This is a genomic window from Candidatus Krumholzibacteriia bacterium (assembly GCA_035649275.1).
GTDB lineage: Bacteria > Krumholzibacteriota > Krumholzibacteriia.
Map to the genome: position 1 here is coordinate 1 of DASRJW010000149.1, position 25764 is coordinate 25764.

Here is a 25764-nt window from a genome sequence, read left to right on the forward strand (position 1 = left end):
CACACCGGACACCTGCCATCACATCGCCGATGTCTTGGTGGACGGAGTTTCGGTGGGCGCGGTGGCGAGCTACACCTTCACGAACGTGACGGCGAGCCACACGATCGCGGCGAGCTTTGCCGTCGATAGCTACACGATCACGGCAACGGCGGGGTCGGGTGGTTCGATCACCCCTTCGGGAGCGGTGGCGGTCAACTGCGGCGGGACGCAAGGCTTCACGATCACGCCGAACGCCTGTGACCATATCGTCGACGTGCTGGTGGACGGAGTTTCGGTGGGTGCGGTGACCAGCTACACCTTCACGAACGTGGCGGCGAGCCACACGATCGCGGCGAGCTTCGCCGCCGACACGTACACGATCACGGCGTCTGCGGGTGCGGGCGGTTCGATCACTCCTTCGGGAGCGGTGGCGGTCAACTGCGGCGGAACGCAAGGATTCACGCTCACGCCGAATGCATGCAACCGGATCGCCGATGTTTTGGTGGACGGAGTTTCGGTGGGCGCGGTGGCGACCTACACGTTCACGAACGTGGCGGCGAGCCACACGATCGCGGCGAGCTTCGCCGCCGACACGTACACGATCACGGCGACGGCGGGAACCGGCGGCAGCATCAGTCCTTCGGGAGCGGTGGCAGTGAACTGCGGCGGAACGCAAGGATTCACGATCACACCGAACGCCTGTAACCATATCGTCGACGTGCTGGTGGACGGAGTTTCGGTGGGTGCGGTGACCAGCTACACGTTCACGAACGTGGCGGCGAGCCACACGATCGCGGCGAGCTTCGCCGCCGACACCTACACGATCATGGCCTCGGCGAGCAACGGGGGCACGATCAGCCCGAGCGGCTCGGTTTCGGTCCCGTGCTCCGGCAATCAGGCCTTCATCATCTCTCCCAATGGGGGCCACACCATTCAAGACGTCCTGGTGGACGGGGTCTCGGTGGGCGCCGTGAGCACCTACACCTTCACCAACGTGGGGGCCAATCACAGCATCCAAGCGAGCTTCCGCAATCGCGGCAAGGGCGGCGCCGCCACGGCGGAGTTCACCGAGGCTGTCTCGGTCGGGCCCGTGCAAGCCCGGGTGGACGGCGGCTCCCTATCGATCGGCAAGACGATCGACGTGACCTGGACCACCTCGGGTGACGCCAACGCCAACGGCAACACCAACACCAACCCCAGCGTGGCGTGCGTCGATCTCTTGCTCTCGCGGGCCGGTGCGGAAGGACCCTTCGAAACGATCGGTACCTGCCTCCCCAACAACGGGGTCACCAGCTGGGCGGTCTCCGGTCCGTCCACGGACCATGCCGTCTTCAAGGTCGTGGTGCACGGCGCCTCCAGCGACAGCGACGAGGCGCTCAGCGAGTCCGAGCTCCACATCGTCGACATGGCGCCGCCTGCGACGGCGGCTGTGGAGGCAGCGGAGTTCGCCCTGCCGGCGATCGCGCCGAACCCGTCGCGGGGAAAGGTGCCGGTCTCCTTCGTCGTGCCGCACGACGCCGGCGTGCGGGTCACCGTGCTCGACGTCAAGGGCCGGCATGTGGCCACACTGCTGCAGGGCAATGTCACCGCGGGCCGTCACCAGATCACCTGGAACGGCAACACCGAGAGGGGCCCGGCGGCGGGGGGTGTCTACTTCATTCGGCTGGACACGCCGGGCAAGAGGCTCGTGCAGCGCGTGCTCTTCCTGCGCTGACGCCGCAGGCGCTGACGGCGTGTGCTGAGGCCGCGTGGGCTGACGCAGCGCAAGCTGACATCGCGTGGACGAACGGGGCCTGCTAGCGCTGCTGGCTCACCTGCGTCGGCACCGCGGTGTAGACCGGATCCACGTCCACCGGGATGTCGGCGAGCGAGTCCAGGATCTTCTGCATCCCTGGCGGCACCTTCCCGTACTTCTCCACCCAGGCTTTGGCGGTGTCATAATCGCCGAGGGCCTGCAGCATGGTGAGGTCGTGGGTGAGCGCCTCGATGGCCTCGAACCAATGGTCGAGGACCGGTGCCAGTCGCCCGTCCGCGGTCTCGACCAGCGCGCCTTTCTCCATCAGATAGGTGAACTGGCAGATGACGCCCAGAGCGTGGGCCTCGGTGATGCCGAAGCGCGCCGAGCGCAGGAGGCCCGGCACGAAGGTCCACGGCAGCTGGGACGCCACGGAAGCCTCCAGCAGTCCCTTGTCCGCGAGCAGGTGCAGCGCCCAGGCGCCCATGACGTCGGCCTTGGCCTCCTCGAGGGTGCCGTACAGATCCTTGAGCTCGAGCCGCACCTCCGTCTCGCGGCCGCTCTTCTTGATCCGCCCTGGGCCGAGGCCGTGGCAGAGCTCGTGGAAGAGGATGAAGTGGTAGTAGGTGTCGAAGTCCACGTCGGTCATGCGGTCCGCCGGGATGGAGCGCTGCGCGATGGGGAGGAGGATGGTGTCGAACTTGGCGCGCATCATGTTCTTGAGCAGGACCTTCTTGGAGCCCTTCGCCTGGCGCACGCGCTCGTCGTTGGGCAGGTTGAAGGCGATGGTTTGTATGCCGGCGCGGGAGTCGCCGGCGGTGAAGATCTCGTCGGCGACGCGGATGGGTGACGCCGTACCCCGGTCGAGGTTCTTGTGCGCGTCCGGGATGGGGAGCTTGCGTTCGAGCCAGGGCAGCTCGCCCTTGAATTTGTCGAGGTTCGCCGAGTCCTGCGGATCGACGATGCAAAGAAAGGCCTCGAAGGACGCCTTGTAACCGAAGAGCTCGTCCTCGTAGGTCTCGTACGGCCCGATGACGACCTCGAGGTCGCCGTCCAGGTCCATCCAGTCCATGTCCGACTGGTAGTAGTCGTCGGAGAGGAAAGCGGCGGCGCGCGAGCCCAGGTACGTCTTCAAGGTCGGGGTCGTCGCCGCTTCCGCGGCGGCGCGGAGCGAACCGGCGGCCCGCTGCACGAGCTCGGCGTAGGCGCGACTGTACGGGATGGCGACGAGGCGTTCCGCTTCGCGGCGGATCACCGTGGTGGGGCTGGTAAAGGCCGCCTTGTCGTCCGGATGGGCGGTGATCCAGGCCTCGAACTCCTCCTTCTTCATGTCCTCGGGGTAGAAGCCGGCGCCTGGCGGATGGGGGAGGTCGCCGAGGAAGGGCTCGCGCGAGCGCAGCCGGTCCCACGGACCGACCATGATGCGGTAGTAGTCCTTGGCCGCAGCGGCCTGGGGGCCCTTCAATGCCGCCACCTGCGCGGCGAACTCGGGGTTCCGCGCCCAGGCCTGGCGGGCGAAGAGCTCGTCCATGACGTGGGCGGCGTCGATCAGGTGCTCCAGAGCGCCGCGGTCGCCCGGAGAGAGATGCTCCAGACGCGCGTCGAGCTGCTGGCGCACGAACTGCGCCCGCCGCGCTTGGATGTCGGGTGCGATGGGCATCTCGCTTCCCTTCTTGCTGCAACCGACGCAGGCCGCCACCGCCAAGGCGGCGTACAACCAGGTCGTGCCTCGGTGCTGCATGCTCGTCCTCCACATCGGCTGGCGTGACCGTGATGGCGAGCCAGAGCCGTGCCGAGGATAGGCTATCGAGCGAATCCGCTGCACTGACTTCCGGCACGGGAACGGGGACCGTCGAGGTATATTCGGCCGCCGGGGTTTCGGCCAGCGAGGAGGCTGCGTGAGCCGAGATGGATCAGCGGCGGGCTCCCCCAGAGACGTGCCGCGCCGACGACGCTGGACCCTCGCTCTCCCCGCGCTGGTGGCGGTCCTCGTCTTCCTGAACACCCTCGGGAACGGTCTTACCTACGACGACAAGGGCACTCTGGAGCTGGCCCACAAGATCGTGAGCGGCGGCTCCGAAGAATTCGGTCGAGCGCTCACCTACGCTACCCACTTGCTCGACTCGGCGCTCTGGCACGGCTGGGTGCCGGGGCGGCGGGTGACCAACCTCTTGTTGTACGGGCTCGCCACCGGTCTGGTGACGCTCGCGGCGCGGCGCCTCAGCGCCTCGGACCGTGTGGCCCTGCTCTGCGGTCTACTTTTCGCCGTGCATCCGGTGCACGTCGAGGCGGTGGCGTCCATCGCCTTCCGCAAGGACGTCCTCGCCCTGATCTTCGCGCTCCTCACCGTGCTCCTCTGGACCGGGCCGCCCTCCAGGGCGGTGAGCGTGGCCGCCTTGGCCTGCTTTCTCCTGGGGCTCGTCTCCAAGGAGGTGGCGCTGATCGGGCTCCTGCCCATCCTCTTCCTCCTGGATTGGTGGGCACCGCAGTGGCGCCGAGAAGAAGCCCCTCGTAGGACATCCCCGGACGCGACGCGCCGCGGCGACAGGCGCCACGGGAAGACGCGATTGGCCCCCCGGCGGGGGAGCGCGCGCCGCGCGGCGCTCCGTCTCGCCCCTCTCCTCTTGCTCGGCCTCGTCGCCATCGTCTTCCTCAATCGGACGCTGCACACGCCGGAAGGCAGCGGCTCGATCTGGGCGCGCTTCACCCCCGACTCCATCGTCAAGATCACGGAAGGGAAGCTGCGCTCGTATGGCCAGGTCCTGGGCACGAGCGCACGATCGTTCCTCGATGTGATCCGCCTCCTCGTATTCCCGCTCCGGCTCTCCGCCGACTACGACACACCCATCCAGCCCGGGCTCGGCGCGCCGGGCGCGCTCCTTGGCTTGCTCGGGCTCACTGCGTACGTCGCCCTGTCGCTCCTGGCTTTGCGGCGCGGCAGGATTCTCGTCTTCCTCTGCCTTGCCTGGACGTTGCTTCTCTACGCCCCTGCCTCGAACCTCGTACCGCTGACCCACTTCTTCGTCGCCGACCGCTACCTCATGGTGCCGTCCTTCGGCATCTGCCTGCTCGCGGCCCTGGGCTTCGACGCCTGGCTCGCAGCCATGCCGGGACGGCGGCGGTTCGTGCCCCTCGCGGTGCTCGGGTCGCTGCTTCTCGCCGGCACGGTGCGCACACTGCGACGCAACCGCGACTGGCGCAGTGAGGAGACGTTGTGGGCTGCAGCCTTGCGCGCCGGGAGGGGCACTTATCGCGTGCACTACAACATGGGCAACGCGCTCATGCTGCAGGACCGGCGTGACGAGGCGCGGCGCCACTTCGAGGCGGCGCTACAGATGTACCCTGCCGCACCCTGGGCGCGGCGCAACCTGGTGGAGATCCTCTTCGAGCAGGAGAAGTTTGCCGAGGCAGAGACCAACCTGCGACTTCTCCTGCAATACGACCCCAAGGACCTGCAAGTGCACTACAGCCTGGCCAGGGTGCTGGGGAAGCTGAACCGGCATGCGGAGGCGCTCGCCGAGTGCCAGACGGTGCTCCGGAGCGATCCGCAGCATCTGGGAGCGCAGCTTTTCGCTGCCAGCAGTCTGGAGCATCTGGGTCAGCGTGGCCCGGCGCTGCAGGCCTACCGGCGCGCCCTCGACGCGATCAAGACTCGGACATTGCGGGGCGAGAAGATCGAGTTCTCTGCCAGCGGTGTGGAAGCGCGGATTCGTACCCTCGAGCAAGCTTCGCCCTGAGCGGGCGTGGCATCCAGGTTGCAGGAACCACATTCCCCAAACGGACGATCTACAGGCGAGGGGCCGAAGCACCAGTGGCCGCGCGCGCCTGGGGTCCAGAGTTCGTCTGGCGGGCGACGAGTCGGCCGGGGTGGTCCTCGGCCCGCGCCCGGGATGCAAGGAGGCGGGCAATGTGGAACGGGCTGGCGAGGCGGGCGGTCATGACCGTGCTGGGGGTCCTGGTGACCCTGGCTTGGTGGTCGTTCCGCGGCGGCGATTCGAACTCGACGCAAGTGGACAAGATCCCGGCGACGGTCTTCGGCGGTGGCGGCGGCAAGGTGACCATCGAGGTGCAGACCACCTGCGCGGCGCGGTTCTCCATGTCCTTCAGCGGCAATGAGGACGATAGCAAGAGCATGGACGCGGTCGAGGTGGTCGAGCCCGGGACGCATAGCTGGACGATCGACGTCCCTCGTGGCGTAGGCGGCTACGTCGACTTCACGGCGGTCGAACCCAAAGTGGGCGACAGACTGAGCTGGAGGCTTCTTGCCAACGGGCAGGTAGCGGACGAACAGTTCGACGAGCTGAAGGAGCCCCTCCAGTCGGGGTACGCATTCGGCCTCACAGCCGCCTTCGACGACTATTCGACCGGCGAGTACGCCTCGGATTAGAGGCTAATCTACAGTAAAATAAACACTTAAGTTCTTGTCGGGGTTGCGGGTCACGGGGCCATCCTTGACCCGCCCCACCCTGGGCCCAATACTCACGGGCCGGGGAGCCGCCACTGGCGCGCCTCTGGGGTCGATGGGCAGGGCAGCAGCCGGCAACGAAGGACTCGACCCAGCACGCCCAGGCCCCCCTGGCGGCCTCGCCCGAGAGGAGCCCATGAATCTGTTCAAAACGACTTTTCTGCTCACCGTCCTCACCCTGCTGCTTGTCTGGATCGGCGACGCCCTGGCCGGGCCCCGGGGGGCTTGGATGTTCCTCGTCATCGCCGGGGTGATGAACTTCTTCGCCTACTGGTTCTCGGACAAGATGGTGCTCGCCATGTACCGGGCCCAGCCGGTGAGCGAGGCGCAAGCGCCGCAGCTCTACGCCACGGTGCGGCGGCTCGCCGACCGCAGCGGGATCCCGATGCCGCGGCTGTACATGATCCCCAGCGATTCCCCCAATGCATTCGCTACCGGACGCAGTCCCCAGCACGCCGTCGTGGCCGTCACCGAAGGCATCGTCCGCCTGTTGAGCAGCGACGAGCTGGAGGGGGTCATCGCCCACGAGCTGGGTCACGTGCGCAACCGTGACATCCTGATCAGCAGCGTCGTGGCCACCGTGGCCGGTGCCATCACCATGCTTTCCCGGGCCGCGATGTGGGGCGCCATGATGGGCGGCAGGGACCGCGAGCGCAACGGCAATCCCCTCGCGCTGCTGCTCGTCGCCGTCCTGGCGCCGATCGCGGCAGTGGTGGTGCAGCTGGCCATCTCGCGCACCCGAGAGTTCGCCGCCGACCGCTCCGGTGCCACGCTCTGCGGCAAGCCGATGTCGCTCGCCTCGGCGCTCGCCAAGCTGGAGCGCGGCACGAACGCCGTGCCCATGCGTCAAGCCAACGAGGCGACGGCCCATCAGTTCATCGTCAACCCGCTGCGCGGCCGGGCCATGGCAGGCCTCTTCTCCACCCACCCCAGCACCGCGGATCGCATCGCCAGACTCGAGCGCCTCGCGGTGGAGATGGGGCAGCGCGCCGCGTGAAGCGGCCATGAGAGCCGGCGGCGGGGAAAGAGCTCTGGGGTCGCTAGCCACCTTCTGATACCCTGCTCGGGCTCGAGGAGGCGAAGCGACGGCGGTCGCGTGGGCTGCTGCCGCAGGGCCACTGCTGGCGCCGGCGCCGGTTGCGCGCCCGCCGCTCAAAGCTGCCGTGACGGGAGTCCCGCTTGGCGCGCGATGGCATCACGCTGCGAACCTATGTATTCCTCGACAGCCTGCAGCCTCAGCTCGCCGCCCTCCTGGGCGTGAGCGGCCGCGGCTTCCCGCCGGTCAAGGACATGGCGTCGCTCTGGATCGAGATCGCCCCGGGCATCGCCATCAACCAGATCACCGACATCTGCCTCAAGGCGACGCGGGTGCAGCCGGCGAACCAGGTGGTGGAGCGCGCCTTCGGCATCCTGGAGCTGCACGATCGCGATCAGGGGGAAGTGCGGCAGGCGGGGCGCGCGGTGCTGGGCTTCCTCGAGATGAACGAAGCGGACCGGCTCAAGCCCGCCGTGATCTCGCGCCAGGTCATCCGCGCCATCGAACCGATGCATGCCCAGGTGATCAACCGCAACCGCGAAGGCTCCATGATCATCCCGGGAGAATCGCTCCTCATCCTCGAGACCGTGCCCGCCGCCTATGTGGTCTACGCCGCCAACGAGGCGGAGAAGGCCGCCACGGTGAAGCTCGTGCACGTGCAGCCCTACGGCGCCTTCGGCCGCTTGATGATGGCCGGCGTCGAGTCGCACATCGATTCCGCCATGGAAGCTGCGGCCCACGCCATCGAGGGCCTCTCGGGTCGCGAGCACGAGGTGCCGCGCACGGCGTGAGGCAGTGCCGCCGTGCGCGGCTCGTGGGTCAGAAGGTCAGCCAGCACCGCCGGTCGGACAGCCATGGAAGGTACCGACGGCACGCAAGCTCCGGGACGGCTTTTCTAGTAAGAGAGCACCAGGCCGGCCGAGAGCACCATGTCCGTCTGCACTTCGCTCTCCAGCTCGGTGTCCGTTGGAGACGAAGGTATATCCACGGTGACCTTCACCGAATAGAGATAGAAGTCGGCATCGCCGCGCAGCTTCAGCGGACCGAGGCCGAATTTGAGGCCCGCGCCCAGGACGCCGGCCACATCCGTGTCGCCGTCGACCACCTGTTCCCAACCGTCGCCGCCGTGACCGATCGCGGCCACACCACCGGTGGCGTGAATGCTGGCGCCGCCGAGCGGCAGCAGCATGAGGTGGAGGCGCGCATCCGCGGTCCAAGCATACGCATCTTCCGTCGTGGTGCCCGCCGAGGTCTCCCGCTCCTGGTCGCTGAGCGCGTAGAGGAAGTTGCCCTCGATGCCCATGGCGCCGCCGAGCTTGAAGAGGATGCGCCCGCCGAGTGCGAAGCCTTCCTTCTGGGTGGCCGTCACCTGGGTCCCGCCGACGCTGCCGCCGAACACATCGGAAAAGGGGACATAGGCTCCGATGTAGGGCTCGATCTCGACCCCCACGCCAGGCGTCTGCGCCAGAGCAGCCCCGGCCTGTCCCACGAGCATCATGGCGGCGATGCAAAAGTGTTTCTTCGACACGATCTTCCCTCCCCAGCAAAGAACCCTCGGGAGCACAGCACCACGATGGAGACGCATCAGGGGGTCCGATCTCCTCCCTTGCAACAAGGATGCTAGGGCCGGCCTGCGGGGAGAACGAGAGCAAAGATTGCAGGCCCTCGGGGCACCCGAGCCGGGGCTGCGGCCTGGAGGGCTCACCCCGGCGGGGCAGCCCCGTGCAGCGGGCTTCCGGGCCGCTGGAGACCGTGCTATCCTGCCGGTCCCTCGACAGTCGAGGGGTCGGACCTCGTCTGTGACGGGTTCCCTCGGAAGGAGCGCCGGGGCTTTTTTCCGGATCGGCCGGGAGCTTCGCGCTCGTCATGATGTACCGGTGCAACCGGTACTGGGAGAAGAGATCGTGAAGAAGCTGTATGTGGGCAACCTGCCCTTCAGTGCCACGGAAGCCGAGATCATGGAACTGTTTTCGAGGCATGGGACCGTGCACTCGGTGGCACTGATCAACGATCGCGAGACGGGCCGGCCGCGCGGGTTCGGATTCGTGGAAATCGACGACGACGCGGCGGCGGCAGCGATCGAAGCGCTCAACGGTTACGAGTTGAAGGGCCGTGATCTACGCGTGAACGAAGCCCAGGAGCGTGGCCCGCGCGGTGGAGGTGGTGGTGGCGGCGGCGGCGGCGGCGGTCGTGGCGGATTCGGCGGCGGCGGCCGCGAACGCCGCGAGCGCTGGTAGGAGTCCGACGCCCACAGACGGGAGTCGAACACGAGAGGCCCCGCGTCGTAAGACGCGGGGCATTCTCTTGGAGGTCGCGTGACGAGCGGCGAGCCGAGACAGTCCGGATCGCCTGACGGGATCCCGGCGCCCGGACTGCCCGAGGACGTCCGCTTGCCGGAGAACGCCTTCCGCCCCTTGCGCCCCGGCGAGCTCTACGAGCCCGTGGTGCCGGCGGCGGTCCACGTCCGCGAGGTGACGGCGCGCTCCATCGTTCAGGGCTTGGTCTGGTCCGTGGTGTTCTCGGCGGCGGCGACCTACATCGCTCTCAAGCTCGGCCAAGGCATCGAATCGGCCATCCCCATCTCCATCCTCGCCGTCGGCTTCTCCGTCCTCGCCGTGCGCTTCCTGCATGCCCGCGGCTCGACGCTGCTGGAGAACGTCAACATCCTCGCTCTCGGCGCCACTTCGGGGATCGTCGCCGGCGGTTCCGTCTTCACCATGCCGGCGATCTACATCCTCGGTCTCGAGGGCCGCTCGTCTTTCTTCCAAATCTTCCTCGTACCGTTTCTGGGTGCCATCCTCGGCGTCTTCTTCCTGGCGCCGTTCCGGCGCTACTTCGTCCGCGACCTGCACGGCAAGCTGCCCTTCCCCGAAGGGCGGGCGACGGTGGAAATCCTCGTCGCCGGCAAGCGCGGCGGCAGGAGCGCCTTCGTGCTCTCCTATGCCGCCCTGGTGGCAGCGGTGTTCGACTTCGTCGGCCCTTCGATGCACGCCTGGGCGGAGAATTTTTCCACCGCCGCCATGGGGTCGCTCGCCGCCTTCACGAACCGCTTCAAGGCCGTGTTCACCATGAACACCTCGGCGGCCGTGCTCGGCCTCGGCTACATCATGGGCCTCGACTACGCCGCCATCATCATGGCCGGTTCCATGGTGTCGTTCTTCGTTCTCGTGCCGCTCTTTGCCTATTTGGGCCAGTGGATTCCCGGCCCCATCGTCGCAGGGCACGCGCCCCTGGCTTCCATGCCCCCGGACGACATCTTCTTCCAGTACGTGCGGCCCATCGGCATCGGCGGCATCTTCGCCGCCGGGCTCCTCTCGATCCTCAAGCTCTCGCCGGTGATCGTGCAGGCGACGCGGCAGGCCCTGGGAGAGGTGGCGCGCCTGCTCCGCGGCCGCGGCGGCGAGGCGCAGGCGGTGCGCACCGAGCGTGCCTTGCCCATGACCGTGAACCTGCTCGGCATCGCCGGCACCGGGCTGCTCATCTTCCTCTACTTCCGCTTCTCCGTGCTGACCGGAACCCCGGGAGCCGCGGGCCTCGCGGCGGTCTCGACGCTCCTCACGTTGGTGATCTCCTTCCTCTTCGCGGCGGTGTCGGCCTGGGCCATTGCCATGATCTCGATCACGCCGATCTCGGGGATGACGCTGACCACGCTCATCATCACCGCCGTGGTGCTGTCGTCCCTGGGGCTTTCGGGGCCGAGCGGCATGCTGCAGGTGCTGCTCATCGGTGGCGTGGTCTGCACCGCGCTCTCCATGAGTGGATCGCTGGTGACGCAGTACAAGCTCGGTTACTGGCTGGGGGCGACGCCGCGGCGCATCGAGGTCGGCAACCTGGTGGGTTCGTTGCTGGCTTCTGCGGCGACCACGGCAGTGATCCTGCTCATGGCGCGGGTCTACGGCTTTGCTCCCGGGCCGGAGCATCCGCACCCGCTGCCGGCGCCGCAGCCGAACGCCATGGCGGCGGTGCTGCGCGGTGTCATGGGCACCGGCGAGGCCCCCTGGTTCTTCTACGGTGCTGGCGCCGTCTTCGCCGTGGTGAGCGAGATGTGCGGTATCTCCGCTCTCGCCTTCGGTCTCGGCATGTACCTGCCCATGGAGCTCAACTCCCCCCTCGTGCTCGGCGCCGCCGTCGCCTGGCTGCTGCGGCGTTCGTCGAAGGACGAAGCCCTCGCCAAGGTGCGCCACGACAAGGGCACGCTGGTGGCGAGCGGCTTCATCGCCGGGGGGGCCCTCGTGGGTGTGCTCGCGGCCCTGCTGCGCTTCATCGAGGACTCGGCGCAGGTGACCATGGTACCCGACCTCACCCAGGCCGGCGCCTTCGGCGCCTGGCTCTCGGCCTGGGGCCACTGGATCGGCCTCGTCGCTTTTCTCGCCCTTGCATCCTGGGTCTTCTGGGATTCGTATCGAGAGAAGGCATGAAGGGGAGGGCGATGCAGGCGTTCCCGCGCTGGGGTGGGGCGGCGAGCTCTACCCTCCTGGTGGTCGCAACCGCGCTGCTGTCAGCAGCCGGCGAGATCCACGCCCAGGAATCGCCGCCCGCAGCGAAGCCCCCGGTCCTCGACCTGCTGCGGGACGAGGCGGTGCACCTCGCCCCGCTGGTGCAGAGCCCGCTCGGGAAGGCGTTCCTCGCCGCCGTTCCCGCTCTGCCTGCCGTGCCGGCGGGGCGCAATGTCTATTACAACCGTACGACGCGTGATGCCCTCAGCGTCGCGGAAGCCGAAGGTCGCAGCAAGGAAGCCTTGGAGGGCTACGAGCGGCGGGAGCTGGACGAACACTTCTATTACTACACGAAGTACGGCACGCCTCTCGCTTTTGTCCGCGCCCTCGATCTGGTGGGACAAGCGGGGCTCGCGGGCGTCGACGGACGCCGGTTGCTGGATTTCGGCTTCGGCTCCATCGGCCAGCTGCGCTTGCTCGCGAGCCTGGGGGCCGAGGTCACGGGTGTCGAGGTGGACCGGCTGCTGGAAAAGCTTTACGCCGAGGCCGGCGACACCGGCGTCATCCCGCACGCCCGTGCTCCAGAGCCTGGCGCCTTGGGGGGCAAGGCCGGCTCTGGCGCACCGGGCGGCATTGCGGCCTCCGAGGCTGCGCCAGGTGCTTCAGGCTCCGGCAGCCCGGGCCACTTGCGCCTGCTCTTCGGCTCCTTTCCTTCCGACAGTGCTCTCGTGTCGCGCGTCGGCCGCGGTTACACGCTCTTCATCTCGAAGAACACGCTCAAGCGCGGCTACGTGCATCCAGAGCGCGAAGTCGAGCCTCGTTTCTTGGTGCACTTGGAAGTGGACGATGCCACCTACCTTCGTGCCGTGCACGCCCTCCTCGTGCCAGGGGGCTACTTCATGATCTACAACCTGAGTCCGGCGCCCTCCAAGCCCGACGAACCGTACAAGCCCTGGTCCGACGGGCGCTCACCCTTCGCCCAAGCGGCGTTCGAAGCGGCGGGATTCCGCATCCTCGCCTTCGACGCCGACGACACGGCCATGGCCCGCCAGCTCGGCAAGACCCTGGGCTGGGACGCCGACATGGACCTCGCGATCGACCTCTTCGGCACCTACACGCTGGCGCAGAAGCCCTAACACCGGACTCTCAGGGGTTCGCGCCACCTCGACCTCCACGGTGGGGGTTGAGGAACGAGCCGTTCTGCTCGTTGCCCATCTCTCCCCAGGCGAATTCGGAAGAGGCGAACGCCGTGAAGGAGAAGGGAGTGGTGCTGCCGAATTCGGTGACGGAGCTCGCCGAGAAAGTGCCGGTGGCGAGGGCGTCCTTGAATTGCCCGGCCAAATTCCTCGGATCGAGGGGATCGCTGGAGGCGGGCCGGAGCGTCCGGGGAGCGCCGGTCGGCGTCCAGGTCATGTCGAAGCTCGCCACTCCGGGCACTTCGTTGCCGCCCAGGAACTGGAAGCTGTCGACGAGAGGGACGTTCGTCATCGCGACGTGCGCGGTGCCCGTCGCTTCGTCCAGGGTGAGGGTTTCGTCGGGGACGCGAATCGTCCAGAACAGGCCCGAAGGTGCGATGTCGGCATTGTAGTCGTGCGCTTGTACTGTGAAGCCCGTACCGGGCTCGAAGAGATCAATTCATATGAAGACGAAGGTGCCGTGCTGGTGCCTGCCTTCGGAGTCGACGAAGGTGCCACGCATGACCCGCATGTCGTGGAACTGGTCGTAGGTCTCCCCGTCGCTCCCGGTAGCCGGCCCGAGCAGGAAGGCGATGGCGGTGAAGCCGTTGAAGTTCGTGATCGTGTTGGGTTCGACATCGACCCCCTGGAAGCCGACCTCGGGAGGCCCGGGAGCCCACACGTGGGCGAGGCCCGGGATGAGACCGCCCGGAATCGGCACCGGCTCGCCGGCGGCGGGAGCGGTCAACTGGTAGGTCGTCCCTTTGGGTGCTTGGATGTTGCCGAGCATCTGCATCCGCGTCGCCACCGCCGCCGCGAAGTGGGCATGGGGAGGCGCGGCGGTCTGCGGCATGATCACCGCCTGCACGCTGGCTTCAGGGTTGGAAGGACCGACCTCGCGACAACCAACGAGGATTGCCGAGAGAGTCAGCAGAAGGAGCAAGGGGAAGGGTCGGCGCATGTGGATGCTCCTTTCCCGGAATACGAACGCCACGCTTCACGGGGCGTTCTGCGCACCGATCGTCGTGATTCGATCAGAATGGAACAAGCGACAGGAGAATAGTGGAACCACGAGCAGACGAGCAAGAACCTTCCGCGATCGCACGCGCTTTCTTGGCAGATCACGTTGGACTCAGTAGGTCTACTGAACGCTCGTCCTCCGTAGGTTCACAGAGCGGACGAAGTTTTTCAACGCGCGGATTCCGCGGCCGTGCTCTGGTCCTCCGGCAAGAAAACTATGCCTTCCCCAGCGCTTTCAGGATGCGGGCGATCTGACGCCGGTGCACCAGGTCATGACCGGCGGTGAGCTGCATGATACGGAGGACGCTTTCCGGGCCGCGCTCGGTGTGTTGTCCCACACGCTCGAACTCGGCGTCGTCGAGCGCCTCGAGGAGCCGGAGATTGCGGCGCCGGAGTGTCTCGAGCTCGGCGAGCACCGTCGCGGCCGGCGCCGCGCCATAGCGCAGTCGGGCCGCCCAGCGATCCTGGTCGTAGCCGCGCAGCTCCGGTTCGTCCTCGGCGATGACCGAGCGCCAGCGGTAGGCGGCGACCGTTTCCTGATCGGTCAAATGATCGACCACGTGCTGGATCGACCACTTGCCTGGCACCTCCGGTCGTGCCAGTTCGGCGGCGCTCAGGCCGTCGATGGCAGCGCGCAACGCCACGGGTAGCTCCCGCAACACGGCGAGCGGATCACGCTCACCCAGCAGCTCGAGGAGAGCCTGGGTGTACTTTGCGGCTGCGTCAGCAGCCCTCCCGGCAGGATTGGTGAACACGGACACGCGGATTCCTCCTGGCTTGACGGGTTACGATGAGCGGCGGAGTTCCAAGCCTAGCACGCCTTGGCTGCATGCGATAGGACCGCGCAAGGCTTGCGGGTCTTCAAGGAGCGCGGCGCAGCCGCCGCCACGCAACCTCTGCACGCAGGCAAGCGTCATGGCCCGATCCGTGGGGGCTCGTACGTGGCGCAGGGGTCGACATCGTAGGCGTAGGGACTGTTCCAGTTGTCGGCGAAGAAGCGGTCGAGACGGCGCGCCATGCCACCCTCGACGATGAGCCCCACGTTGCGGCTGCTGTAGAAATAGTCCTTTTCCCAGTTGCTCGTGCCGAGCCAGAAGGCGCTGCCGTCCACCACCAGGTACTTGGCGTGGATGACCCGGGCGAAGGGGATGAAGCCCGCAGCCGCCGGCGGAATGGTGACGAGCTTGACGTCGAAATGGGGCAGGCTTTGCAGGCTCTGCAAGCCCTCGATCGTGCCGCGGCGCTTGCACCAATCGGAGAGCAGGAGCTGCACCTGCACACCACGGGCAGCAGCGGCGCGGAGCGCCGTTTCGAGGTCACCGAAGTAGGTGCTGTCGCGATCCACGCTGCGGTAAGTGAGGAGCTGGACGCGGACGGTCCGCCGCGCCGCCGCGATCAGCTCCACGAGGCGCGGTAGATCCCAGAGATTCGGGTCGGGCAGGTAGCCGCGGGGGCTGAAGACGGGTGTGAGACGCAGCGTGTCGCCGTCCTGCACGACCGTGGTGGGGAAGGCGGCCTCCTGCGGGCGGCTCGCGGGCGGGGGTTTGCCCCCGGCCTGAGCCCAGTCCGACTCGTAGACGTCGAGCAGAGCCCAGACGACGCTGGGCACGCGGATGCGCATGCCGAGCTCCTGAATGTGCGTGAGAGAGCGCCAATCGAAGTTTTGGCTGCCGATGAACGCTTCCTCGCCATCGACGACGAAGTACTTGGCGTGCAGCACTCCCCCCATGAGCTTTCCGACCTCGAAGCGCCGCACCTCGATGCCGCGCTTCCGACCCAGGCGGTCCAGCGTCTCGGGGTAGGTGCGGTAGAACTTCTCCTCGGCGAGGAAGCGTACGTGCACACCCCGAGCCGCGGCGGCCTCGATGGCGGCGACGATGGGCTCGAGGCGGGTTCCCGGTTCGTTGCTGGCGTAGAACTCGGCGAAATCGAGGCTTTGGCGCGCCCCTCCGAGCATCGCCGTCCAGACCGCGTGTGCATCCGGGACGTCGGGGTTGTCGAGGGAGGTTTCGACCGGGAAGCTCTCGACCAGCTGCAATGCCGGCTCGGCAGCCCCGAGGAGGTGAGGGCAGAGTAGGAGGCCCAGCGCCACCGCCGGCGTCCGGAAGCGCTGGCGTCCTGGGTGAGGCCGCGAGTGCCTGCGGCACCGGGTCACGCGGCGCGCCCTCGCGGTGCGTCCGGGTCGACGGACCATGCTCACGCCACCCTCGTTGTGACCTCGTGTCAGGCGCCTGGACGCCACGCGCTTTACGGTCGCGACCGCGCCCAGAGGCAAAGCACTCACTTCGAGTCTCGGAGCCTAGCGTGCTATTCTCGTCGATGCAACGGCGAGCACGACTTCTCGACGCGTCCCCCCCCCAATGCGGTCGCGTTCCCGGAGAAGGGCGCCATGAAACGACGGACTCTGGGGTGCGCTGTCGCCCTGCTCGCTCTCGCGGGCTGCGGCGACAACGAGCTGGGGATGGAACGCCGCCACCCCAATGCCGCCCCCGAGACCGTGCTCTCCAGCGGCCCGCCCGATTCCACTTCCGTGAACAGCTACCATGTGGAGTTCCACTGGTCCGGCACGGATCGGGATGGGACCATCGATCATTACGATTTCATCATGGTGGATCATCCCATGGCGCGGAGTCACGTCGACGGCACGCCGGACGATGGGGATCCGACCCGTGTCGTGGTCGAGGTGCCTACCCCGGAAGATCCGCGCTGGATGGGAACGTCGCAAACGGACTCCGTGTTCGCCACCCTGGCGGACACGCTGCGCCGGCCCCCAGTGCCCGGCCCGCATGAGCGCGAGGACGATGTCCGCCGCACCCCCTTCGAGCGCTGGCACACCTTCTTCATCCGCGCCGTGGACAACGAAGGGTCCGCGGACCCGACGCCGGACTACCGCACCTTCAACTCCAAGAACATCGCCCCGATCGTACGTTTGCGCCGCCCCGTCGTGGCCGGACAAGAATTCTCCGGCCCGCCGGTGATCGTCTTCCGCTGGGACGGGGAGGATCCCCTCGACGACTTCACCAGCATTGCCCCCGTGGCGTCGCGCTGGGTCGTCCTGCCCTCGAAGCTGGATCTGTCGCGACCCGGAACGAGCTATGCGAGCTTCCCCGAATCGCTCTACTCCCTACCGACGCGGTTCCAATGGAGCCCCTGGCAGCGCTGGGATGCGGCCGACAGTCTCGGCCGGCACACGGTCGTCTCCAGTCTCGTCCGCATCGGCGACGCTCCCGGTGCGGGCTACTACATCTTCACCGTGCAGGCCCTGGACGAGGCCGGCGCCGCCACTCCCGTGTTCGACTGGTCCACACCCGGGAAGAACAACACGGCCCTCGTGCGCGTGACCGGCAGCATCGGACCGCTGCTGCGCGTGCGCGACGAGTACCTGGGGACGCAGACTTTCGTCGGTGGCTCCCGCCCGATTCGCATCGACGTCGCCGCCGGACAGCCGCTGCGGTTCCGCTGGGTCGCAGATACGAAACATTACGGTGGGGAGATCATCGGCTACCGTTACGGTTGGGATATCCGCGACGTGGATGACGACGCCGAATGGTCGAGCTGGAGCCGCACCACGACGTCGGCGCCGGAGCGCTCGTTCAACGACGGGACGCACCGCTTCTACGTGCAGGTGCAGGACAACGCCCACTCCGTAGCCCAGGCCATCTACGAGCTGCCCGTGCATCCGGTGACGCGGGCCCGCCCGGTTCTCTGGGTGGACGACACGGATTACCTCACGGACGTCACCACCGAGAGGGTCGAGGACGAACACTGGGTCGAGGTGCTGAGCCGTCTCGCCGGCGAGGGCCACTTCGATTTCGACCTGAACGCCGACGTCTTCTCTGTGGCGGACAATCGCCGCGAGCCGCCGCCCATCCAGAAGATCTTCGACTACCGGGCGGTGGTGTGGAGCGTCCGCAGTAACCAGCGCGGGCAGTCGGCCTTGCGCACGGTGGCGCAGTTCGTCGACCCGCTGCCGACGCGCAATCAGAACAGCGCCAAATCCTACAACTACGTCAACGTCTACCTGGCGAACGGTGGCAGGCTCTGGATCAATGGTTTCCGGGCCGCCCGGACGCTGTGGCCCAACGAGCGCATTCGCGGCCACGAGTTCGACCCAGTGAACGTGACCAACTGGGACGACCCGCTCGAGGCGCATCCGCTGGGGATCGATTCGGTGGGCACCACGAGCTTGCTCTATGCCATGGGGATCGAGATGTTCGACGTGGGCTCGGCCATCGACAGCAAGCGTCTCGGCCTCGCACAGTTCTGCAAGGGGCTCGCACCCGGCGATGCGGCCGACGCTGCCGGGGCCCCGAGCCTCGGCTTGGGGCCTTTGTGGACCCAGGTGGCGGGAACTTCGGCGCGGGCGAACGTCGAGATCTACAACATGCCGCGCGCCATGATCACGCAGAGGGATCCGCTCGTGCCGCTGCCGGGCATCTCCTTCACCCTGTACTCCTACGTGAGCGGGCTGCCGCAGAACGAAGTGACGGGGTTCGGCTACCCCGACACCGCGGACCGCCAGCCCGTCTTCGTCATGGCCAAGTCCTGGCCAGGCGAGGCGCGCTACAGCCGGGCCATGTCCGGATTCGAGATCTTCGCCCTGACGACCGAGTCCCACGTCGACCTGGCGCGGTATGTCCTGATCCACCACTTCGGTGTCGGAACCGGCGTCCCCTGACACGATGGGGCGCCCGGTTCGTGCTGGGCCGCCCGACAGGTTGCCGCTTAGAATCCCCCCATGGTGTCCGCCCCGCACGACACCGCGGTACGCGCCGCGGAGAGGCTCGCAGCACTTGGGCAGGAGCGCTCCGCCCAGGCAGTGGCGCAGCAGCAGGAAGAAGCCCGCTGGCACCGTCGCTCGTTCTGGCTCGGCGCCGCGCGTCTTGCGGTGTTCGTGCTCTTCACCGTGGCCTTCGTGCAGACCGTGCGCGTCTCGCTCCTGTGGGGCGCCCTCGGCATGCTGCCCCTCGCGCTGCTATTCGCGGCGCTCGTGCTCCTGCACACTCGGGTGCGGACACGGGAGGAACGCGCCCGCCGGCGGAGGCTCCTGGCCCTGGAATGCCTGGCGCGCTTGCAGGGTGGGCATGGACCCGGCGTCGCAGCGCTGCTGCCAGCGGAGCCGCTCTCTGCCCTGGACGCAGGTCGTGCCACCGTCGTCAACGAGGGCGCGATGCACGCCCTCGATCCCTGGGCGGCGGACGACCTCGGCATCGACGGCGAGCCGCCGTCGCTCTTCACACTGCTCAACACGACGCAAACCAGTCTCGGAGCTCGACGCCTGCGCCTTCTCGTGCGCACACCGCTGCTGGAGACCGGCGCGATCCGCGCCCGCCAGGAAACGGTGGCGGAGCTCGCCGCCCACACGGCGGAGCGCGATGCCTTGATGCTCGCTGCCTTCGCTGGTCGGAGCCTCCGCCTCGAGCGCATGCCCGCCTTCCTGGCGCGGACGGCGGTGCTGCCCGGCGGCCGCGCGCGTGTCGCCCTTGCTGCCTTCGCCGTGGCGGTGGCGGTTTTCATCGGCGTCGGCATCGCCTTCCGCGTCCTCCTGCCCCTCGCCGGTCTCGCCTTCATGGTCCTCTTCGCCATCGCCTGGCCGCTCCGGCGTCGCGTGGGGCCGGTGCGTGAGGCGTGGCTCGAGCTGGAGCCACTGTTGCGCGTGACGCAGGAGGTGGCCCAGGTGCTTGCGGCGCACGAGCCACGCAGCGCCGTCCTTCGAGCCCAGCGCGACGTTTTCACGCAGGCCGCCGCGCCCGGAGCCTGCCTCCCCCGCACACTCCGGCTCGTTCGGCTCTTGCACCTGCGCGACCTGGGGTTCCTCTACGGGATCATCGAGCTGCTCTTCGCCTGGGAGCTCCAGTGGTTGCTGGCGCTCGAGTCGCAGTGGCGGCGCGACCCGCGGGCGCTGGAACGGGTCGTCGAGGCCTTCTGCGATCTCGAGAGTCTGGTGGCACTCGCGCTGCATCAGGCCGAGCGGGACGGGCTCTGCGTTCCCGAGCTCGTGGCTGCGGCCGAGCCGCTCCTCGCGATCGGGGCCGGGGCCCACCCGCTGCTCGGGCACGCGGTGCCGAACGATCTCCACCTGGGCGGGTCCGCCCGTGTGGCCGTCGTCACCGGCAGCAACATGGCAGGGAAGTCCACTTTTCTCCGCATGGTGGCGCTGAACGCCGTGCTGGCGCAGATCGGTGCCTCGGTGCGGGCGGCGACCTGGCGCAGCACGCCGCTCCGACTCGTGGCCAACATCAACGTTCGCGACTCCCTCGCCGACGGTAAGAGCTATTTCCTCGTGGAGGTCGAGCGCGTGCAGCGCATCCTCGCCGCCGCGGCGAGCGACGTCCACGTGCTCGGTCTCTTCGACGAGCTGTTCCGGGGTACGAACTCGAGCGAACGCCTGGCGGCGAGCCTCGAGGTGGCGCGCTGGCTGGCAGCGCGGGGTGGGCTCTTCCTCCTGGCGACGCACGAGCAGGAGCTGGCGCGGCTCGCCGGCGCCCCGGGTACGGACGGCATCGTGGCCCTGCACTTCGGCGAGGAGATTCGCGGCGACAGCCTCGTCTTTCCCTACCGGGTCCAGGAAGGAATCAGCACGGCGCACAATGCGCTGCGTTGGCTGGAGCGGAGCGGCTATCCACGGGACTTGGTGGAACGGGCCCGAGCGCGTGCGCGCGAGGTCGACGGTGTGGCCTGAGGCTCGAGCTCACGCACCGAAAGCCTGCCTGCCTGCAGCGAGCCGATCCGTGCCAGAGCCTCGCGGAGCGCGCGCGACACCGCGGCGGCGGCTGGCAGCGCCCCTGCCAACAGGATGCGATTGACGTAGTCGTCGAGGTGCACGACGTGCGCCCGCTGGAACGGCGCCGCCAGATGTTCGAGCACAGGTCGCCACGGCGAACCCGGCACCGGCAGGACATTGGTGACCGCGATGCCCCGGGGGCGCAGGCGCTGCTGCATGAGCTCCGGCAGCGTGTCGAGGCTGATCACGGGCTTCACGGCTTCGTCGGTCGAGGGCACTGAGAGATCTTCCAGGATGAGGTCGTAGCGTGTGCGGCGGCGTATCAGCCACGAGGCCGCGTCGGACCGGATCACGTCGACGCGACCCACCCAGCTGCCGGAGAGCTCGCGGAAGAGGCGCTCGCCGCGGAGTGACAGGTCCACGGCGGTGAGCGGGGTGCCGAAGCCCATGGCGCGGAGCGGTGCGACGACGCCCCCGCCAGCGAAACCGAGGACGACGACGCGCGGGCCCGAAGCGAGAGCGGCGATGCACGCGGCCAGCACGTCGAACATCGTGTCCGTCGGTCCCGGGTGATCGAGGACCTCGCTCAGGATGTCCTGGCCGTCGACGATGCGGGCCCGGCGGCGCAACCGCACGATGCGCATGGGAATGTCGGGGCTCCTAGGTGGCGAGCTCGAGAATGAGGAGCAAACCGATCCAGAGAACGGCGAGGAAGTGCCAGTAGATGGCGGTGAGGCGCGCGAACAATGCGGGCCCCATGCCGAGGAGACGGCGATGGGGCCAGAACGCCGCCGATCCCAGGAAGAGCAGCCCCCCGAGCACGTGCACCGCGTGCGTCCCCGTGAGGATGTAGAAGAAGGCACTGTGCACCGTGGTTTCCGGGCGCATGCCACGCTGCCACCAGAGCACCCAGGCCACGGCCTGACCCAGGACGAAGAGCGAACCCATGACGAAGCTGACCATGGTCCAGCGCTGCGGGTCGCCCTGCTGGCGGAGCACGGCGCGGCCGCGCTCGAGGACGAGGCTGCTGCCGAGCAAGAGCACCGTGTTGAACCAGAGCAAGCGGGGAAGCGGCGTCGCGAGCGTGCTGCTCGGGCCGCGTTGCCGCAACAGGTAAGCGACCGCCAAGGTGAGGAAGAGAACCAGGATGGGAACGAGCGCCAGCCAGACGCCGAACACCATGGTCGACGAGTCCCCCCGCTTGTGCCGTTCGGAGTCGCCACCACCATTGCCGCCGCGGCCGCCGCCGCGCCCAGGTCCATGGGGGGGCAGACGGAGGTCCGGTGGATCCAACAGCGTCGCGGGATCTCTCATACATACCTTCTCTGGGTGGGGGCGCCACACCGGTCGATGAGAGCTGCGAGGAGAGTATCACGAGTGGCCGCATTGTCCATGCGCGGCGTAAAGCGTGCTTGTCTTACCGGCCGCTCGCTGCGGCGTCCGCCAAAGGCGCGCGGCCAAGCAACGGCGCCTTGACCGTCGCTGGCCCGGCCTCTACTCTGACGCCTCCAAGGAGGCAGCATGAAGAACGGACGTGTGCTTCCCGCCGCCATCGCGACCCTCTCTCTCCTCTTTGGGCTGGTCGGAGCCGCACGCACCCAGGAAGCTCCAGCGACCGAGAAGGCGACCTTCGCCATGGGTTGCTTCTGGTGCGCGGAAACGGCCTTCGAAGGTCTCCCGGGCGTCGTCTCGGTCACTTCCGGTTACACCGGCGGTTTCGAGAAGGACCCGACCTACGAGGAGGTCTCGGCCGGCAAGACCGGACACGCCGAGAGCGTGCAGGTCGTCTACGACCCGAAGAAGGTCTCCTACTCCCAGCTGCTCGAGCTCTTCTGGCACAACATCGACCCGACGCAGGCCGAGGGGCAGTTCTGCGACCACGGACACCAATATCGCTCCGCCGTCTTCTACCAGGACGCGACGCAGAAGCAGCTCGCCGAGGACTCCAAGCACAAGATCGAAACCACTCCACAACGCTTCAAGGGCAGGATCGTCACCGAGATCGTCCCGGCTGCGGTGTTCTATCCTGCCGAGGCCTACCACCAGGACTTCTACAAGAAGGATCCCGAGCGCTACGAGAGCTACCGTGAAGGCTGCGGGCGCGACCGCAGATTGCAGCAGCTCTGGGGCGCTCCAGGGAGGCACGGGCGCAGCTAGCCGCCGGGGAAGCGGCCGGGGTGCAAGTCCCGAGGTTTTCGTGGCCGGGTCGACCCGCGCCAGGATTCGGGCACCATGCCGGAAGGATGCGCGTGCTGCGCCGACTCTTCGCCACCAAGAGCCTGGATGCGATCCTGGAGGAAGGCGAAGCGCCGGAACGGCGGCTGCGGCGCGCGCTCGGGCCGGTCGATCTGGTGCTGCTCGGCATCGGCGGCATCATCGGTGCCGGCATCTTCGCCACCATCGGCACCGCCGCCGCCGGTGACGCGGCGCGCCCCGGCGCGGGCCCGGCGCTCATCCTCTCCTTCGTCCTCACCGCCATCGGCTGCGGCTTCGCGGCACTCTGCTACGCCGAGTTCGCCGCCATGGTGCCGATCTCGGGCAGTGCGTACACGTACTCCTACGCGACGCTCGGCGAGCTGGTGGCCTGGATCATCGGCTGGGATCTCATCATCGAATACGCAGTCGGGAACGTCGCCGTCGCCATCAGCTGGGCGAACTACTTCAAGACCTTCGTCGCCGGCTTCGGCATCCACATTCCGGACTGGCTCTCCACCGATTTCCGCACCGCGGCGAAGATCCCGGGTCTGTTCGAGCGCGCCCCACACCTGTTCGGCGTCCCCATCGTCTTCAGCCTGCCGGCCGTGCTCATCGTGGCGCTCGTCACCGTCGTTCTCGTGATCGGAATCCGCGAGAGCGCGCGCTTCAATGCCGTCATGGTGGGCATCAAGCTCCTGGTGCTCGGCTTTTTCATCGCCGTCGGCGCCCGCTACGTGCGTCCCGAGAACTGGAGCCCGTTCGCCCCTGGCGGCTGGGCCGGGATCCAGGCCGGCGCCGCGGTCGTCTTCTTCGCTTACATCGGCTTCGACGCCGTCACCACGGTCGCCGAGGAAACGCGTAATCCGAAGCGCGATCTACCGATCGGGATCATCGGCTCGCTCATCGTCTGCACGCTCGTCTACATCGTCGTCGCGGCGGTGTTCACCGGCATCATCCCCTACCGGGACCTGGTCGGCATGCGCGCCACGCAGCAGGCGGAGCCGCTCACCATGGCGCTCGACTACGCCCACATCGAGAAGATGAAGAATGTCGCCATTGGCATCGTCGCCTTCGGCTCGGTGATCGCGCACACCGCCGTCCTTCTCGTCTTCCAGCTCGGACAGCCGCGCATCTTCTTCTCCATGGCGCGTGATGGCCTCCTGCCCCAGAAGTTCGCGCGCGTGCACCCGCGCTTCCGTACGCCCCACGTGGCCACCATCCTGACCGGTGTCGCCGTCGGGGTCACCGCCATGTTCACGAGCATCGATGAGATGGTGGACTTGACGAACATCGGCACGCTCTTCGCCTTCATGCTCGTCTGCGCCGGTGTCCTCGTGCTGCGCTGGCGCGAGCCGCACCGCCCGCGCGGCTTCCGCACCCCGTTCGTCCCCTGGGTCCCGCTCATGGGCATCGCGTCCTGCATCTACCTCGCCACCGGCCTACCGTGGATCACCTGGGTTCGCTTCGGGCTGTGGCTCGTAGTGGGTCTCGTCGTCTACCTCGGCTATGGCATCCGCAAGAGCGGGCTGCGCGCCAGAGAAGGCGACAAAGGACGCTGACGGGAACCGGTTGTCGAAGACTCCTCTCTGTGGCGCGGTCACGCAGGGCCGTGGGCGTTCCTCTCGACCGCGAAGTGTGCTCTACTCAGAGCATGAGTCTCCCAGGCTTCCATCCCGCCGTTTCGGCCTGGTTCGAGCGGACCTTCGCCGCACCCACGGAGCCTCAGCCCAAGGCCTGGGCCTCCATCCAGGCGGGACGCCACACGCTGGTCGCCGCCCCCACGGGTTCCGGGAAGACGCTCGCCGCCTTCCTCGCTGCCATCGACTCCCTGGTGCGCCAAGGACAGGAGGGGCCGCTCCCCGACGAGACGCAGGTGGTTTACGTCTCGCCGCTCAAGGCTCTCAGCAACGACATCCAGCGCAACCTGCAGGAACCCCTGAGAGGGATCCGGGCCGCACTCGAAGAGAGCGGTCAGGCGGCGCCCGAGATCCGCGTCTTCCTCCGTACTGGGGACACGCCGCAAGCGGAGCGCGCCGCCATGGTGAAGCGCCCACCGCACCTCGTCGTCACCACGCCCGAATCGCTCTACATCCTGCTCACCAGCGAGCGCGGACGCAGGATGCTGCAGACGACACGCACCGTCATCGTCGACGAGATCCACGCCCTCGTCGGCAACAAGCGCGGTTCCCATCTCGCCCTCAGCCTCGAACGCCTGGAAGCGCTGGCTGGAAGAAGGCTCGTCCGCATCGGTCTCTCGGCGACACAGCGGCCCATCGAGGCGGTGGCGAGGTTCCTGGTGGGGAACACGAGCACCGGCGCGTCGAGTGCGGAGGGCTCGCCGGACTGCACGATCGTCGACGTCGGGCACGCCCGCAGGCTCGACCTCGCCGTCGAGATCCCCGCTTCCCCCCTGGAAGCGGTGATGTCCGGCGAAGTCTGGGAGGAAATCTACGATCGTCTGGCGGCCCTGGTGTCCGAGCACCGCACGACGCTCGTCTTCGTCAACACGCGTCGCATGGCCGAGCGCGTCACCCGCCACTTGAGCGACCGCATCGGCCCGGAGAACGTGACCTCGCACCACGGCAGCCTCTCCCGCGAGCACCGGCTGCAGGCGGAAGACCGCTTGAAGCGCGGCCAGCTGCGGGCGCTCGTCGCCACCTCGTCGCTCGAGCTCGGCATCGACATCGGCGACGTGGATCTCGTCTGCCAGCTGGGCTCGACACGCTCGATCGCGGCGCTCCTGCAGCGCGTGGGGCGCGCCGGCCACGGCCTCGGCCGCCTGCCCAAGGGGCGGCTCTTCCCGCTCAGCCGGGACGAGCTGGTGGAATGCGCCGCGCTGCTCGACGCCGTGCACCGCACCGAGCTCGACAGACTTTCGATTCCGGCGCAACCGCTCGACATCCTGGCGCAGCAGATCGTGGCCGCGGTGGCGTGCGAGGAGTGGCGCGAAGACGATCTCTTCGCTCTCGTCCGCCGTGCCCACCCGTACCGTCATCTC

The 25764-nt window shown here is 67.9% G+C and carries 21 protein-coding genes; 13 read left to right on the top strand and 8 right to left on the bottom strand.

From position 1 onward, the window contains the following. A partial coding sequence (locus tag VFE28_16650) for a T9SS type A sorting domain-containing protein (GenBank protein HZM17626.1) occupies positions 1-1693 on the top strand: 1693 nt, incomplete at its 5' end. Positions 1694-1775: 82 nt separating this feature from the next. Here VFE28_16650 and VFE28_16655 read toward each other — a convergent pair. Continuing rightward, the gene (locus VFE28_16655; protein HZM17627.1) at positions 1776-3455 is read right to left on the bottom strand and encodes a peptidase; all 1680 of its coding nucleotides are present in this window, start codon (positions 3453-3455) and stop codon (positions 1776-1778) included. A gap of 157 nt (positions 3456-3612) precedes the next feature. On the opposite strand from VFE28_16655, the gene VFE28_16660 reads away from it, so the two are divergent. From VFE28_16660 to VFE28_16675, 4 genes are all read left to right on the top strand, one after another. Then, complete coding sequence (locus VFE28_16660; protein ID HZM17628.1) at positions 3613-5451, top strand: tetratricopeptide repeat protein; 1839 nt, start codon at positions 3613-3615, stop codon at positions 5449-5451. A gap of 170 nt (positions 5452-5621) precedes the next feature. Continuing rightward, a complete protein-coding gene (locus VFE28_16665) occupies positions 5622-6101 on the top strand; it encodes a hypothetical protein (GenBank protein ID HZM17629.1) in 480 nt (159 codons plus the stop codon). A 214-nt stretch (positions 6102-6315) separates the two neighbouring features. Next, on the top strand, positions 6316-7176 hold the full coding sequence (gene htpX, locus VFE28_16670; GenBank protein ID HZM17630.1) for a zinc metalloprotease HtpX: 861 nt from the start codon (positions 6316-6318) through the stop codon (positions 7174-7176). A 182-nt stretch (positions 7177-7358) separates the two neighbouring features. After that, positions 7359-8006, top strand: coding sequence for a BMC domain-containing protein (locus VFE28_16675; protein ID HZM17631.1), 648 nt, complete (start codon positions 7359-7361; stop codon positions 8004-8006). Positions 8007-8110: 104 nt separating this feature from the next. Here VFE28_16675 and VFE28_16680 read toward each other — a convergent pair whose 3' ends face one another. Continuing rightward, positions 8111-8743 (bottom strand): hypothetical protein, encoded by a 633-nt coding sequence (locus VFE28_16680; protein ID HZM17632.1) that lies wholly within the window; start codon positions 8741-8743, stop codon positions 8111-8113. A 373-nt stretch (positions 8744-9116) separates the two neighbouring features. Here VFE28_16680 and VFE28_16685 point away from each other — a divergent pair, with 373 nt between their 5' ends. The 3 genes from VFE28_16685 (at position 9117) to VFE28_16695 (ending at position 12787) form a co-directional block, all read left to right on the top strand. Further along, positions 9117-9452, top strand: a complete 336-nt coding sequence (locus VFE28_16685) for an RNA-binding protein (protein ID HZM17633.1) — start codon at positions 9117-9119, stop codon at positions 9450-9452. A gap of 78 nt (positions 9453-9530) precedes the next feature. After that, positions 9531-11633: an oligopeptide transporter, OPT family gene (locus VFE28_16690; protein ID HZM17634.1), complete on the top strand. Its 2103-nt coding sequence runs from the start codon at positions 9531-9533 to the stop codon at positions 11631-11633. 11 nt (positions 11634-11644) lie between these two features. After that, a complete protein-coding gene (locus VFE28_16695; GenBank protein HZM17635.1) occupies positions 11645-12787 on the top strand; it encodes a hypothetical protein in 1143 nt (380 codons plus the stop codon). Between the two features lie 10 nt (positions 12788-12797). On the opposite strand, the gene VFE28_16700 is transcribed toward VFE28_16695, so the two are convergent. From VFE28_16700 to VFE28_16715, 4 genes are all read right to left on the bottom strand, one after another. Then, complete coding sequence (locus VFE28_16700; protein HZM17636.1) at positions 12798-13139, bottom strand: hypothetical protein; 342 nt, start codon at positions 13137-13139, stop codon at positions 12798-12800. 147 nt (positions 13140-13286) lie between these two features. Then, the gene (locus tag VFE28_16705) at positions 13287-13787 is read right to left on the bottom strand and encodes a hypothetical protein (GenBank protein ID HZM17637.1); all 501 of its coding nucleotides are present in this window, start codon (positions 13785-13787) and stop codon (positions 13287-13289) included. A 274-nt stretch (positions 13788-14061) separates the two neighbouring features. After that, positions 14062-14607, bottom strand: a complete 546-nt coding sequence (locus VFE28_16710) for a DinB family protein (protein HZM17638.1) — start codon at positions 14605-14607, stop codon at positions 14062-14064. A gap of 152 nt (positions 14608-14759) precedes the next feature. Continuing rightward, on the bottom strand, positions 14760-15938 hold the full coding sequence (locus tag VFE28_16715; GenBank protein ID HZM17639.1) for a phospholipase D-like domain-containing protein: 1179 nt from the start codon (positions 15936-15938) through the stop codon (positions 14760-14762). A 297-nt stretch (positions 15939-16235) separates the two neighbouring features. Between VFE28_16715 and VFE28_16720 the strand changes: the two genes are divergently transcribed. Then, positions 16236-18524, top strand: coding sequence for a hypothetical protein (locus VFE28_16720; GenBank protein ID HZM17640.1), 2289 nt, complete (start codon positions 16236-16238; stop codon positions 18522-18524). A 60-nt stretch (positions 18525-18584) separates the two neighbouring features. Further along, positions 18585-20528, top strand: coding sequence for a hypothetical protein (locus VFE28_16725; GenBank protein HZM17641.1), 1944 nt, complete (start codon positions 18585-18587; stop codon positions 20526-20528). Here the strand turns inward: VFE28_16725 and VFE28_16730 are convergent. Both VFE28_16730 and VFE28_16735 read right to left on the bottom strand, forming a co-directional pair. After that, positions 20465-21214, bottom strand: coding sequence for a hypothetical protein (locus VFE28_16730; protein HZM17642.1), 750 nt, complete (start codon positions 21212-21214; stop codon positions 20465-20467). The two genes, VFE28_16725 and VFE28_16730, sit on opposite strands and share 64 nt — an antisense overlap. 16 nt (positions 21215-21230) lie before the next feature. Further along, positions 21231-21884: a cytochrome c oxidase subunit 3 gene (locus VFE28_16735; GenBank protein HZM17643.1), complete on the bottom strand. Its 654-nt coding sequence runs from the start codon at positions 21882-21884 to the stop codon at positions 21231-21233. 207 nt (positions 21885-22091) lie between these two features. On the opposite strand from VFE28_16735, the gene msrA reads away from it, so the two are divergent. From msrA to VFE28_16750, 3 genes are all read left to right on the top strand, one after another. After that, positions 22092-22727, top strand: a complete 636-nt coding sequence (gene msrA, locus VFE28_16740; GenBank protein HZM17644.1) for a peptide-methionine (S)-S-oxide reductase MsrA — start codon at positions 22092-22094, stop codon at positions 22725-22727. Between the two features lie 92 nt (positions 22728-22819). Then, positions 22820-24325 carry an amino acid permease gene (locus VFE28_16745; GenBank protein ID HZM17645.1) on the top strand — a complete coding sequence of 502 codons (1506 nt, stop codon included), beginning with the start codon at positions 22820-22822 and terminating at the stop codon, positions 24323-24325. Between the two features lie 92 nt (positions 24326-24417). Continuing rightward, a partial coding sequence (locus VFE28_16750) for a DEAD/DEAH box helicase (GenBank protein HZM17646.1) occupies positions 24418-25764 on the top strand: 1347 nt, incomplete at its 3' end.

Excerpts from the sequence above, each read along its gene's own strand:
- VFE28_16655 (HZM17627.1), bottom strand. The coding sequence starts at position 3,455 with ATGCAGCACCGAGGCACGACCTGGTTGTACGCCGCCTTGGCGGTGGCG.
- VFE28_16720 (HZM17640.1), top strand. The coding sequence starts at position 16,236 with ATGAAACGACGGACTCTGGGGTGCGCTGTCGCCCTGCTCGCTCTCGCG.
- VFE28_16665 (HZM17629.1), top strand. The coding sequence starts at position 5,622 with ATGTGGAACGGGCTGGCGAGGCGGGCGGTCATGACCGTGCTGGGGGTC.
- VFE28_16695 (HZM17635.1), top strand. The coding sequence starts at position 11,645 with ATGCAGGCGTTCCCGCGCTGGGGTGGGGCGGCGAGCTCTACCCTCCTG.
- htpX (HZM17630.1), top strand. The coding sequence starts at position 6,316 with ATGAATCTGTTCAAAACGACTTTTCTGCTCACCGTCCTCACCCTGCTG.
- VFE28_16705 (HZM17637.1), bottom strand. The coding sequence starts at position 13,787 with ATGCGCCGACCCTTCCCCTTGCTCCTTCTGCTGACTCTCTCGGCAATC.
- msrA (HZM17644.1), top strand. The coding sequence starts at position 22,092 with ATGAAGAACGGACGTGTGCTTCCCGCCGCCATCGCGACCCTCTCTCTC.
- VFE28_16735 (HZM17643.1), bottom strand. The coding sequence starts at position 21,884 with ATGAGAGATCCCGCGACGCTGTTGGATCCACCGGACCTCCGTCTGCCC.
- VFE28_16725 (HZM17641.1), top strand. The coding sequence starts at position 18,585 with ATGGTGTCCGCCCCGCACGACACCGCGGTACGCGCCGCGGAGAGGCTC.
- VFE28_16700 (HZM17636.1), bottom strand. The coding sequence starts at position 13,139 with ATGACGAACGTCCCTCTCGTCGACAGCTTCCAGTTCCTGGGCGGCAAC.
- VFE28_16730 (HZM17642.1), bottom strand. The coding sequence starts at position 21,214 with ATGCGCATCGTGCGGTTGCGCCGCCGGGCCCGCATCGTCGACGGCCAG.